Here is an 11,567-nt window from a genome sequence, read left to right as displayed (position 1 = left end):
TTGGTCTAATTAGACTATAGTCAATTCAGTTTGTCTTGTAAAGTTTTAACAAGGTTTTATTAGTATGTATGATAAGCGCTCCTGTGGCAGCTACACTCAACCTGCCTATACATAAAAACTTAGGGTTATGCCTGGAAAGGATCAATTCCAGCTTGGATACAAAGGGTACATACAGCTTGCTTTGCAACGTCCATCAATTGCATACCGATTCATGAAGGCGAATTGCAGAAGTGGAATCCGCTGACCGAGGAGATAGAGATTGATTTTGAAAAACGAGAATCAGATGCGGTAATTGGTTATGCAGCTTATTTTGAGTTGATAAATGGCTTCCGAAAAACAGTGTACTGGACAAAGTCACAAGCAGAAAAGCACAAAAAGAAATTCAGTAAGTCTGATGTTGGATGCAAAAATGACTGGGATGCGATGGCTCTTAAGACTGTATGAAAAGCAGTTTTGAGCAAGTGGGGGATTCTTTCTAAAAAGCAGTTATTAATGATTTATCCGAATGGTTCAAGACATGCCAACGATTTTAAGAGATGAGCGAGTTATCCAAATGGATTATGACACAGAGAAAATCGAGAAGAGCGGTTTTGGTCAGCGTATTTTAAGAGCAGCACAACAGGGAGACAGCTGACTAAGGATCAAAAGTCTGTTCCATCAACTAGTACAGTTAACTTAAGCACAAAAGAAGTAATTGCTGAAGTTTAACATTACCTATGACACACTTGAAAACAACATCGAACAAGAAGTCGCATCTTTATGCGACTTCTATCAATTTCTAATTAATAGAAAGTAACCGTAAGAAAAAATTTAAGGATTTGCAGCCCTATGGCCGTATAAACAATTTTAACCTCTCATAATATGTCATCAAACTTAGCATACTCAATATGGATTCCAATTTAGGAGTTTAAGAGCCATTGATGTGCTCACCAAGATCTCTCACACTTTCCGAGCATCCGGCGAGTAAAATACGTCACTATGCATATGCTGTATTTTTTCCCAGTTGGCGGGATTGGTTGTATCAAAAGAGCGGTGCTCCATAATGGCCTGATATAGGGCGGTTTTTTGTTCCAAATGGGCAATGTGCTGTTTGGCTTCTTCGAGCTGGGCGAGCGCATCTTCTTTATGTTCCATCATGAGTGTGTACCGTTGTGGAATGGTCGAATCTCCTTCAAGACAGAGATTCACGTACGTTTTAATGTCTTCAATCGGCATCCCGGATTGCCTGAGGCATTTGACGCCAAACAGCCAGTTAATTGATTCTTCGTCGAACAAACGAATATTGTTTTTATTGCGTCGTACGCTCGGCACCAGGCCTTTATCCGTGTAAAAGCGCACCGCATGCTCGGTGAGTCCGGTTATCATCGCTGCTTCTTTGACTGTATGCATGTGTAATCCTCCTTTAAAAAATTTTTTAAAAAGTGCTTGCCTTCGTGTTACACGAAGATAATAAGCTTATTATAACGCAAACCAGCCGCAGCGGAATTCATTCTGCAGTGCCCGATTTTCGGGATGCGTGCCGTTTGTCGTTCTACATTTGAACAATAGGAGGAATTACAATGCAAACCGTAACATTAAACAATGGAGTGAAAATGCCAATTATCGGCTTCGGTGTGTACCAAGTCCCCGATGCTCAAGAATGTGAAAACGCAGTATATGAAGCGCTGATGGCCGGTTACCGCCTGATTGACACCGCTTCCGGTTACCTAAACGAGGAAGCGGTTGGACGTGCAATTAAGCGGAGCGGCGTACCGCGTGAGGAGCTATTCATTACGACCAAGCTCTGGATTCAGGATGCCGGCTATGAAAGCGCCAAGATAGCCTTTTCCAAATCATTGAGTAAGCTGCAGCTGGATTATCTTGATTTATACCTTATTCACCAACCATACGGCGATTACTACGGCGCTTGGCGTGCGATGGAGGACCTGTACCGCGAAGGAAAAATCAGAGCAATCGGAGTCAGCAACTTCTATCCCGACCGTCTTATGGATCTCATCATGCATAATGAAGTCGCGCCAGCCGTCAATCAAGTCGAAACACATCCATTCTATCAGCAAAAAGAAAGTGCTGCTTTTATGAAAGAGCAGGGAGTACAACACGAGTCGTGGGCACCGTTCGCTGAAGGACGCAATAACATGTTCAGCAACGAAGTGTTGACTTCCATTGCGGAAAAACACAATAAATCTGTCGCCCAGGTCGTGCTGCGTTGGCTTGTTCAGCGTGAAGTCGTTACGATTCCAAAATCGGTGCGCAAAGAACGGATTGTCGAAAACTTTGACATTTTCGATTTTGAGTTGAGCTTAGAGGATATCGAAAAAATTTCCGCCCTTGATAAAGGAGAAAGCCTTTTCGGATCGCATCAAGATCCGAAAATTGTAAGATCGATAGGCGCCATGAAATTCGATCTGTAGCTTTTGATTGAACCGTAAATTGATCATCTATTTATTTGCTATCATAATAGCAGAATTGTACTAAGTGTGTTGCGAAAATTCTGTCAATAAAGCGCGATCCAGCTTTAAATGTTGGTTTTAAAATTGAAGGAGATCAAGTTAGGGCTAAAGGAAGGGAAGGACCCTTCCTTTTTTACTTGGACGGACTGAAAACAGTGCCCTTTTTCTGGCCAAATATAAAAAAACACACAAGTGGATAAAATGAACCTATTTGTTCAATATAATCAGCTGCTTTGAAAGTATATAAAAAAGGACACCAAACCAACAGCACCAGTGCTATAAGTTCAGTGTCCGCAGACTTCTATTTTTTATTTCTCTAAAGCCTTATTCTTATTAACCTCTTCCAGCTTGGAAAGAAGGATATTTCGTCATACCGCCATCTGCAAAGAGTGTAATACCCGTTACATAACTTGCTTCAGAAGATGCTAAGAATGCTGCTACAGAGGCTACTTCTTCTGGTTTACCGATGTAACCCATCGGAATCATGCTTTCAACATCTGCACGTTGTACCGGATCTGCAAATTTTTCAGCATTGATTGGTGTGTTCATTGCTCCTGGTCCAATATTGTTCACGCGAATTCCTTTTGGTGCATATTCGAGTGCCAATGTTTCTGTCATTAGCTTCATACCGCCTTTACTAGCTGCATAGTGAACAAATAGCGGCCAAGGAATCATTTCATGTACACTGGACATGTTAATGACATTTCCTTTAATATCATTTTCTACAAAGTATTTGATCGCTTCACGGCTGCCAAGGAATGCTCCTGTTAAGTTTGTGTCGATTACCTTGTTCCAATTGTCTAAAGAAAGTTCATGAGACGGTACAGGGTTTTCAACACCAGCATTGTTAATCATTACATTCAATGTGCCGAATTCTTTTACAGCTGTTTGTACAAGGTTGATGACATCTCCTTCTACTGTTACATCACCAGGTACAATAATAGCTTGTCCGCCTGCTTCTTCCACTTCTTTTTTAGCTTCTAATGCTTCATTTTCATTATTACGATAGTTAATGACCACTTTTGCTTGTTCTTGACCGAAGCGAACAGCCATTGCACGTCCAAGGCCTGTAGCTCCGCCTGTGATTACGACTACTTTATCTTTTAAATCTTTATACATGATAAGTTCCTCCTGGTTCTAACGATTATTTTTTAATAGATATTCTTACTGTTTAGGTTAATGTATTTTAACTTTTTGCTATTCCCAGCAGCACGCCGCCCAAAATAATGAGCACAATGCCAATTGAAATCGAAATAAGCTGACGGTTTGTTTTCTTTTCGCCTAGTAAGAAGATACCTCCAAGCGTTGAAACGACGATTCCCATTTGTGATAGTGAAAAACTTGTCGCTACCCCTACCTTAGGTTGGGAAATAAATAAGAACATATTACCCGCAGCCCATATAAGACCGGGAATAATGTTGCGAATTGTGTATTTATTAAAAGGCTTATGTTTATAAGTGAGGATGAGTCCGCCGATAAACATACCGATAGCTTGAGGGAATAAAGCCACCCAGCCATCAACGTTAAACAAACGTGCAACGACCACATATACTAAATATCCAATCGTAGATATGATGAGTGTGATAATGCCCTTTTTAAATTGCCCAGATTGCTCTTTACTTTTTTTGCTTTCAAGAGAGGTTAATACAATCCCAATCACGATAAAAATGAGAGCTAGTATTCCCAATAGAACTGTAGTGACTGTTGACCACTCATGAAAAACAATCACCCCAAACAAAGCTGTTGATACGAGCTGCATACCTGTTGAAATCGGCATCGTTTTAGAAACACCAATATATTCAATGGTTTTTAACTGATTACTTTGTCCAACAGCCCAAAACAACCCAGAAACGATTCCTACAATAAAGATAAAAGGCGTCAACACAGGATGGATAACGAGATAGATAACAGCTGAAAAGATCAGTGCTCCAATCGTTGTTCCAAGTGTTTGACTATAAGGTCCTCCGCCTAACTTGACATTGAAGAGGACGATACTTCCCCAAAATATTGCAGGAAGAATGGCTAAGAAAATATCCATTTGATGCAAACCTTCTTTCCCAAACCCTTGATGTATTGAAAGTGGCTAGTTTTGTTTCGTCACTTTACGTTACTAATAGTAACCTAGGTAACTAAAATAGTCAATGATTTCATCTTGCATTTCTTTTTTTCTGATTAGTTCTTCAATTAGACCTTTCTTGATGTTTCGGGTCTGGAATAATAAAAATGGTTCATTTATATGAAATCTGATTTCAAAAGAAAAAATCAGTCGCAACGAAAAAAACTAACCTAAGTTACTATTGGTTACTTAGGTTAGTTTATCGCATAGGTATGAGTGGTTTGTTAACTAACATAAAAAGAAAGGTGAAACTCAAGTGGCAGAAACATTAATATCTGCTGGGAAAGTGTTTATTGAGGGCACAGTCGTATAAATCATGCAGGTCAGAGGTGTGCAGCAGCTATTTATGTTTTAAAGAAAAAGAGGAATCAGTATAGGAAGATGTATAAAACAAAAATGAAGGGCCTTGATAAGGTTCAAGGCCTTATGATGTGTTGGATTAAAATTGTTTAGCCATCTCTTTGGCTTGCTGCATTGCTTTATCTTTAATTTGAGAAGCTTGTTCCGGAAACTTCATTTGCCCTTCAATAATAATACTTTCAAACGATTTGATACCAAAGAAATCCATAACCGCTTCTAAGTATCGATTGCCCATCTCTCTTTCCATTTCAGGACCATGTGAGTAGATGTCTCCCCGCGATTGTATATGGAGAGCTTTTTTTCCTTTTAGTAATCCTTTTGAACCTTCTTTAGTATATTTGAAGGTTTTACCTGACACTGCGATTGCATCAATATAGGTCTTCATGATGGCCGGAACGGAAAAATTCCACATAGGTGTTACAAAAATATATTTATCAGCTAACAAAAACTGTCCGCCTAATTCAGCTAAACGGGCAACTTTTAACCGTTCATCTACTGATAAATCTTGAAGTGAAGCTTGAGAGCGAAGTTTTTTCCAACCATTAAATACATCTGCGTCTAGATAAGGAATATCAGCTTTATATAAATCTAAATGGACAACATCATCTTCAGGATGTGTTTGTTTGTAACTATCAATGAATTCTTTTCCTACGGTCATGCTGAGTGATTCATCTTCAGGCAGAGGATGTGCTGTGATATAGAGAACATTAGACATGGAGATCTTCCTTCCTTATTAGATAATGAAAAACAGCGCTGTGTTTATTGGCATAGATACTAAAAGAACTGTCAATCCTTGACCCAGCTTTCCGCCCATTGACTAATCGGTCCTAATATTTTTCCTAATTCTGTTCCTTTTTGAGTTAAAGAGTACTCAGAACGTATCGGACGATCGGGGATTACATTTCGGACAACAATTCCCTGTTCTTCTAATTCTTTAATCCGTTCCGTTAATATCCTTCTGCTTAAGGAAGGCATGCTCTCGCTTAACTCACTAAAGCGCTTAGGACCGCTCATTAGCACATAAATAATTAACCCTGTCCACTTTTTCCCAATTATCTCGAAGCTTTTTTCTACTTTAGGTTGTAAATCTTTCGACTCGCCCATATTATATGTCCTCCTTCAATAAATATGGATGAAAAATAACTTATGCATTTATTGTAACAAAAATAATGGAAATGTATTTGGGTACTTTGAATTAAAAAGGTTGATATCTCTTTTTTTAGTTACTTTTTGTCACTTTAGTTCCTTTTAGTATCAGGTGAATCAGCAGAATTTCTAAAATAATCAAATCATAATTGTGAAATGAAATATATTTTATTGATAACAATGTGCGGATATTAAAGGGAAATAATTCAATAACTTAAGTATATATGAGTATTTATAATGGTTAAATAAATTAACTCTAAGAGGGAAATGAAATACATCTTATGTTGTATTGATCATGCCGCGTTCGTTATACCTGAATGAACATATAATTGATGAGATATCAAGCTGCATGTGGAGGGGAATACACAGGGGGGGACTCAGCTTTTTGATCCAGGTTGATAGAGTATATGTAAGGAACGATTTTTCATATATTCTGCTGCTTGTGTTGAAAAAGATAAAACAGAAAAAGCCGGAATGTCAGATCCGGCTTTTCGCTTATTTTCCCTTCGACTTCTTCCGCTTCTCTTTCTCCGCCCGGTAAAACTCATGAAACATCTTCATCAGCGCGCGTTTTTCAATCCGGGATACATAGCTCCTTGAAATGCCGAGCTCTTTCGCGATCTCGCGCTGCGTCTTTTCTTTTTTTAAATCAAGGCCGAAGCGGCCGACGATCACTTCTTTTTCGCGGTCGTCTAAAATGTCGATATATTTTTTGACCTTTTCAAGCTCCATGTTGAGCTGAATGGTGTCAATCACATCTTCGCTTTCCGACTTGAGCACATCGATCAGGCTTATTTCATTCCCTTCTTTATCCTGGCCGATCGGATCATGAAGGGAAACGTCTTTTTTCGTTTTTTTCAAGGCGCGCAGATGCATTAAAATCTCATTCTCAATACATCGTGCGGCATATGTCGCAAGCTTCGTGCCTTTTCCGGCTGAATAGCTTTCGATGCCTTTAATCAGCCCGATTGTACCGATGGAGATCAGATCTTCTGCGTCTTCTCCCGTGTTTTCGAATTTTTTTACAATATGGGCGACTAAACGGAGATTATGTTCGATCAGCATATTGCGGGCGTGTTCATCTCCTTCGGCCATAAGGTCTAAGTATTTTTTCTCCTCACTATTTGAGAGCGGTTGTGGAAAGGCATTATTTTTCACGTATGATACTAAAAACACGAGTTCTTTCACAATAAACCCGAGCGCTGCAAAAACACCTGTCACCATCCTCACCTCCACAAAGTTATGTAGGCAAAAGCCTATATGTAACTGTATGTGGCAGTCAGGCTGTTTGTGTCTGTACAGGGAAATTAATCAAAGGCAAGTTTTATTTCTTACAGCCTCTTGATTTTTTCTGATTGAGCCTATATATTGTTAAAAAAAGTAAGGCCGAAAAGAATATAACGTGAAAAGCGCTGAAGAGAAGAGTAGACAGATATCATTCATGACAGAGAGCTCCGGGAGCTGGGAAGGAGTATGAATGGATGTGTTGAAACAAACCTCTTAGCTTCGCATCGGAATCATGCAAAACGAGGATGATGCGGCGGATACTCCTGTTACCGAGTAAGCTTTGTACCGGCAAGGCCGGCGCCAAACCGAATTGAGGTGGCATAGCGGGCTGTTTCCCGTCCTCAAGACTTCATTGTCTTGAGGGCGTTTTTTATTTTCTGAGGGAGGGATAAGATGAAAAACTGGAAGTCTTGGCGGCACCCGGTGCTTTTGTTAACCGGAATCGGGGTGGCGAATATTGGTGAATGGATTTATTTTTTGTCTCTTAATCTTATTGTCTTAAAAGAAACAGGGTCTGCTTTTGCAGTTTCCATTCTTTATTTAATCAGGCCTGCGGCTGTTTTGATGACAAATGGGTGGGCAGCATCATCGACAGGTGTAACAAACGGAGTATGATGATGTCGCTTGATTTCATCCGGGCTGGATTCATTGCCGTTCTGCCGCTGATGTTTACTGCATGGTCTCTATATTCCGTTTATTGTATCGTGTTTTTGATTCATATGGCTAATGCGATGTTTCGTCCGTGTTCCATGGCGTATGTGACGATGCTTATCCCGGCTGAAAGGAGAAAACGATTCAATTCACTAAGGGCTTTGCCGGAATCAGGGGCTTTTCTCCTCGGGCCGGCTGCGACCGGGCTGCTTTTTATCGTCGGCACGCCGATTTTTGCGATTTGGGTGAATGCGGCTGCTTTAATGCTGTCCGGTTTCATCACGATGATGCTGCCGAATCTTGAAAATGAGCCTCACGTACATTCTCCCAGACAGAAGCTTTCTTTGGCAGTGTGCAAAGAAGATTGGAAGCTCGTATATCGCTTCAGCCGAACGGCGCGAAACGTCATGATCATTTATTTTTTATTCAGTCTGGTCATGACCGTGATGTTGTCTGCACTTGATTCGCTTGAAGTCGCTTTTTCAAAAGAGGTTCTTCAGCTGACTGATGCTGATTACGGTTTTCTCGTCAGTGTGTCAGGAGCAGGGGTTATAGCGGGGGCGCTTGCCAATGTGTTCTTTAATAAAAAAATGCCGGCTTCTTTATTGATGGGAATGGGCTCTTTTTTCACAGCGGCGGGATATATGATTTATGCGTTTTCTCACGTTTTTTGGACGGCTGCTTGCGGGTTTTTCATTCTGGCTTTTTTCTTGGCATTTGCCAATACGGGATTTCAGACGTTTTATCAAAAAAATGTTCCGGTGGACATTATGGGGAGGGTGGGCAGCTTTTATTCATTAGTTGAAGCCGTCTTCATTATATTGATAACGGCGGTTTTCGGAGCGGCGGCAGTCAGTTCTTCCGTCCGCCATATCGTCATCACAGGCGCAGCCGTTATGCTGATGTTGGCAGCCGTTTTATGCTCATTCTTACTTGCGGCCGCAAAAAGGAGGACACTTGATGGATTTCAAGCGAATCAATTTAAACAAACATAAAGAGACGGCCGTTTCATTTCGCAAAGATTCGTTTCTCGTCAGTTTTGGCACGGCGGATCATTTTAATAAGGATGAGTATCTCAGATGGCTGTCATCTCAAATTAAGAGCTTTCCCGACGGTTTTGTGCTGCTTTTTCATAACGGGCAGCCGATCGGACAGCTTGAAGCCTCCATTAAACCTTATCGCGATCAAAAAATCGGTTATGTGCACCTTTACTATATTACTGAGCGGCAGAGGGGAATGGGGTACGGGACGAAGCTCCATCAATACGCGAATCAGTTTTTCAGAACGAATGGTGTTTCGGAATATCATCTTAGAGTTTCTCCGGACAATAAAGCGGCCCTGTCATTTTACAAAAAGCAAAACCTGAAAGTGCTCGGTTCAGAATTAAACGGAAAGGTTCTCAGAATGAGAGGAGCCGTACCGCCGGTATAGAGGGCGGTACGCGCTTCATTTTTTCGTCGTTTTTAAAAGGCCGGGAAACTTTTTATAAATGACCGCCATTAACACAAGCATATACATTCCGTAAATTCCGAAAGACAGCAGTTTGTTGCTTGTAAATGAAGCGCCTGCGACTGTCACGATCACAATGTTCGGAATTTTGCCGAGCGCCGATGCGAAAAAAAAGATCGGCCATCGTATGTTGCTCAGCCCGCATACGGTATTCATGGCAAGCGACGGTATAATCGGAATCAGCCGCCCGAAAAGCACCGCTGTAAATGCGTGCTGATGGAATGAATCTTCATATTGGGCCGCGGCCGGGTAAGACCGCAGCTTTTTTCTGGCCCAGTCTCTGAATCCGTACCGGACGAGAAAAAACAAGGCCATTGTCCCGAGCATCGCGCCTGACAATGTAATCCACACCCCGTTTACAATCCCGAAAACCGCTCCGTTTAAGGCCGCAATAATGGCGAATGGAACAATCGGAAAAAATACGTCAGCTGCGACCAGCAGGATACTCATAAGCACGGCGTACATTCCGCCCGCCCGAATCATGCCGAGCCAGACGTCTTTTTGCATAAAACCGATCACCACAACAGCAATGATGACGGCAAGACTGAATCCTTTTTTTATCATCTGTACGTTCACCTCTTTTCAAATAGTATACAGTACAAATCTATCTCCTTCTATTAAAAAAGGGTGTCCGATAAGCGTGCTTTTGCATTGTTTAATAGGAGAGGGATAAAATGGTATCCATAAAAAAAGACCCGATACCGAAATCAAACGGCAACCGGCCGAGATATGCAATGGACCCGGATTATATTACCGTCCATCATACATCCAACACGGACGGCGCAGACACGAAGATGCGCGCAAAAAGCTCATTAAAGATCATAATATACCTCTTGATCGCGTCGTTCCCCATAAAAGATTGCCCCGGCAGGCTGCTGAACAGCTGGGAAGCCTTTTAAAGGCGTAAACGGCTCTGACGACTCTGCAAATAAATCATTAAACTGACGACCCCTTATACAAAGGGCGAAAAGGTGACTCAAGTGCAAAGAGTCCTTGCCGCCGCTTATTTTTGCCCTGATAAAAATACGGAAAATCATGGAGTTGACGGAATATACGGACCCAAAACCGCCCATGCCGTAAAGGCGGTTCCAAATCATGAACGGCTTGCAGGCTGACAGGATTTACGGTCCGAAAACGAAAGACAAGCTGGCAGCAGTGCTGTCATAATTCGGAATTACCTGTTTCTTACAGCAGAAGCGGGTGATGCATTATTTGCGCGAGAATGATTTTTTAAAAAAGGGGACACGTTAACAGTAGTGTTTACTGGAGGTGTAAACGTTGAGATGCTTTCATCTGATCATTATGATATGCGTCCTCACGAGTCTCACTGCCGTGTCCGCCGATGCGAAACCATTAAAAAGAAGTGACATGGAGAAGACGGGAAACGTGTATTGGGATATAAGGTCTGAAAAAAAGAAACTGTCTTTAACCTTCGATGACGGCCCCCACCCTGTCTATACAGAGGCTGTGTTAGACGTGCTGAAACAGTACAATGTTAAAGCGACTTTTTTTTGTATCGGAAGCCGTATAGACAATTACCCTATAACGGCAAAGCGCATTATTGAAGAAGGACATGAAATCGGCAACCATACGATGAACCATGTTTATTTTCACCGTCTGAAACGCAAAGACATTTTAAAAGAGCTTCACAGCTCAGCGCATCATATCACATCGCTTCAGCCGGAAGGGGACAAGTTATTCCGCCCGCCGGGAGGATCGCTGAATCGTACGGCTTTCAAAAGCATCTTAAAAGAGGGCTATCATATCATCATGTGGTCTTGGAACCAAGATCCGAGGGACTGGAGAAGGCCCGGAAAAGGAAAAATCGTCAGACACGTTGTTTCACATGCCAGAGATGGAGATATTATTCTTCTGCATGACGGCGGAGGCAACCGGCGCCAGACGGTTGAGGCTTTGAAAGAAATTATTCCCCAGCTGAAAAAGCAGGGCTACACGTTTGTTAAGGTTTCGGATTTGATCGGAGAGGATGCCGGCCCTTTTCATATCCAGTAAAGAGAGCGCCGCGTTGAAAGCCGCAAAAGAGACGT

General features: G+C 41.7%; 11 protein-coding genes, 4 pseudogenes and 1 other annotated feature. Of the genes and pseudogenes, 8 read left to right on the top strand and 7 right to left on the bottom strand.

Going from position 1 to position 11,567, the window contains the following annotated elements:
* Positions 1–74: 74 nt before the first annotated feature.
* Both AC1DN5_RS08545 and AC1DN5_RS08540 read left to right on the top strand, forming a co-directional pair.
* Positions 75–441: pseudogene (locus AC1DN5_RS08545) on the top strand (recombinase RecT); the annotation flags it as partial.
* A gap of 55 nt (positions 442–496) precedes the next feature.
* Positions 497–748 (top strand): annotated as a pseudogene (locus AC1DN5_RS08540) (phage major capsid protein); the annotation flags it as partial.
* 191 nt (positions 749–939) lie between these two features.
* Here the strand turns inward: AC1DN5_RS08540 and AC1DN5_RS08535 are convergent.
* Positions 940–1,389: a MerR family transcriptional regulator gene (locus AC1DN5_RS08535; protein ID WP_016938874.1), complete on the bottom strand. Its 450-nt coding sequence runs from the start codon at positions 1,387–1,389 to the stop codon at positions 940–942.
* 170 nt (positions 1,390–1,559) lie between these two features.
* On the opposite strand from AC1DN5_RS08535, the gene AC1DN5_RS08530 reads away from it, so the two are divergent.
* The gene (locus AC1DN5_RS08530; RefSeq protein WP_366969149.1) at positions 1,560–2,411 is read left to right on the top strand and encodes an aldo/keto reductase; all 852 of its coding nucleotides are present in this window, start codon (positions 1,560–1,562) and stop codon (positions 2,409–2,411) included.
* A 372-nt stretch (positions 2,412–2,783) separates the two neighbouring features.
* Here AC1DN5_RS08530 and gdh read toward each other — a convergent pair whose 3' ends face one another.
* The 5 genes from gdh to sigK form a co-directional block, all read right to left on the bottom strand.
* Positions 2,784–3,569: a glucose 1-dehydrogenase gene (gene gdh / locus AC1DN5_RS08525; protein ID WP_016938876.1), complete on the bottom strand. Its 786-nt coding sequence runs from the start codon at positions 3,567–3,569 to the stop codon at positions 2,784–2,786.
* 67 nt (positions 3,570–3,636) lie between these two features.
* The gene (locus AC1DN5_RS08520) at positions 3,637–4,488 is read right to left on the bottom strand and encodes a RhaT/GlcU family sugar-proton symporter (RefSeq protein WP_016938877.1); all 852 of its coding nucleotides are present in this window, start codon (positions 4,486–4,488) and stop codon (positions 3,637–3,639) included.
* 517 nt (positions 4,489–5,005) lie between these two features.
* Positions 5,006–5,641 carry an FMN-dependent NADH-azoreductase gene (locus tag AC1DN5_RS08515; protein WP_366969150.1) on the bottom strand — a complete coding sequence of 212 codons (636 nt, stop codon included), beginning with the start codon at positions 5,639–5,641 and terminating at the stop codon, positions 5,006–5,008.
* Positions 5,642–5,712: 71 nt separating this feature from the next.
* Positions 5,713–6,030 (bottom strand): winged helix-turn-helix transcriptional regulator, encoded by a 318-nt coding sequence (locus AC1DN5_RS08510; RefSeq protein WP_016938879.1) that lies wholly within the window; start codon positions 6,028–6,030, stop codon positions 5,713–5,715.
* A gap of 537 nt (positions 6,031–6,567) precedes the next feature.
* The gene (gene sigK / locus AC1DN5_RS08505) at positions 6,568–7,296 is read right to left on the bottom strand and encodes an RNA polymerase sporulation sigma factor SigK (RefSeq protein WP_016938880.1); all 729 of its coding nucleotides are present in this window, start codon (positions 7,294–7,296) and stop codon (positions 6,568–6,570) included.
* Positions 7,297–7,475: 179 nt separating this feature from the next.
* Positions 7,476–7,705, top strand: a binding site (T-box leader).
* Between the two features lie 47 nt (positions 7,706–7,752).
* Between sigK and AC1DN5_RS08500 the strand changes: the two are divergent.
* Positions 7,753–9,005, top strand: a pseudogene (locus AC1DN5_RS08500) (MFS transporter).
* The gene (locus AC1DN5_RS08495) at positions 8,971–9,441 is read left to right on the top strand and encodes a GNAT family N-acetyltransferase (RefSeq protein WP_045926765.1); all 471 of its coding nucleotides are present in this window, start codon (positions 8,971–8,973) and stop codon (positions 9,439–9,441) included. Before AC1DN5_RS08500 ends, AC1DN5_RS08495 begins: the two are co-directional and overlap by 35 nt.
* Positions 9,442–9,456: 15 nt before the next feature.
* Here AC1DN5_RS08495 and AC1DN5_RS08490 read toward each other — a convergent pair whose 3' ends face one another.
* Positions 9,457–10,083, bottom strand: a complete 627-nt coding sequence (locus AC1DN5_RS08490) for a TVP38/TMEM64 family protein (protein WP_095241584.1) — start codon at positions 10,081–10,083, stop codon at positions 9,457–9,459.
* A gap of 110 nt (positions 10,084–10,193) precedes the next feature.
* Here AC1DN5_RS08490 and AC1DN5_RS08485 point away from each other — a divergent pair, with 110 nt between their 5' ends.
* From AC1DN5_RS08485 to AC1DN5_RS08475, 3 genes and pseudogenes are all read left to right on the top strand, one after another.
* Positions 10,194–10,418, top strand: coding sequence for a hypothetical protein (locus AC1DN5_RS08485; protein WP_436627790.1), 225 nt, complete (start codon positions 10,194–10,196; stop codon positions 10,416–10,418).
* A gap of 33 nt (positions 10,419–10,451) precedes the next feature.
* Positions 10,452–10,686: pseudogene (locus AC1DN5_RS08480) on the top strand (peptidoglycan-binding domain-containing protein); the annotation flags it as partial.
* Between the two features lie 111 nt (positions 10,687–10,797).
* Entirely contained in the window at positions 10,798–11,532 is a 735-nt protein-coding gene (locus AC1DN5_RS08475) for a polysaccharide deacetylase family protein (protein ID WP_366969151.1), read from the top strand.
* The last annotated feature ends 35 nt before the right edge of the window (positions 11,533–11,567 follow it).

The organism is Bacillus sp. 01N42_2 (assembly GCF_056399565.1).
The sequence above is the reverse complement of the archived record's forward strand: the minus strand, read 5'-3'. Positions and strand labels throughout refer to the sequence as shown.

Bases quoted from the DNA above. Each gene is read 5' to 3' on its own strand.
- AC1DN5_RS08530 (WP_366969149.1), top strand. From the start codon at position 1,560: ATGCAAACCGTAACATTAAACAATGGAGTGAAAATGCCAATTATCGGC.
- sigK (WP_016938880.1), bottom strand. From the start codon at position 7,296: ATGGTGACAGGTGTTTTTGCAGCGCTCGGGTTTATTGTGAAAGAACTC.
- gdh (WP_016938876.1), bottom strand. From the start codon at position 3,569: ATGTATAAAGATTTAAAAGATAAAGTAGTCGTAATCACAGGCGGAGCT.
- AC1DN5_RS08495 (WP_045926765.1), top strand. From the start codon at position 8,971: ATGGATTTCAAGCGAATCAATTTAAACAAACATAAAGAGACGGCCGTT.
- AC1DN5_RS08535 (WP_016938874.1), bottom strand. From the start codon at position 1,389: ATGCATACAGTCAAAGAAGCAGCGATGATAACCGGACTCACCGAGCAT.
- AC1DN5_RS08490 (WP_095241584.1), bottom strand. From the start codon at position 10,083: ATGATAAAAAAAGGATTCAGTCTTGCCGTCATCATTGCTGTTGTGGTG.
- AC1DN5_RS08515 (WP_366969150.1), bottom strand. From the start codon at position 5,641: ATGTCTAATGTTCTCTATATCACAGCACATCCTCTGCCTGAAGATGAA.
- AC1DN5_RS08520 (WP_016938877.1), bottom strand. From the start codon at position 4,488: ATGGATATTTTCTTAGCCATTCTTCCTGCAATATTTTGGGGAAGTATC.
- AC1DN5_RS08485 (WP_436627790.1), top strand. From the start codon at position 10,194: ATGGTATCCATAAAAAAAGACCCGATACCGAAATCAAACGGCAACCGG.
- AC1DN5_RS08510 (WP_016938879.1), bottom strand. From the start codon at position 6,030: ATGGGCGAGTCGAAAGATTTACAACCTAAAGTAGAAAAAAGCTTCGAG.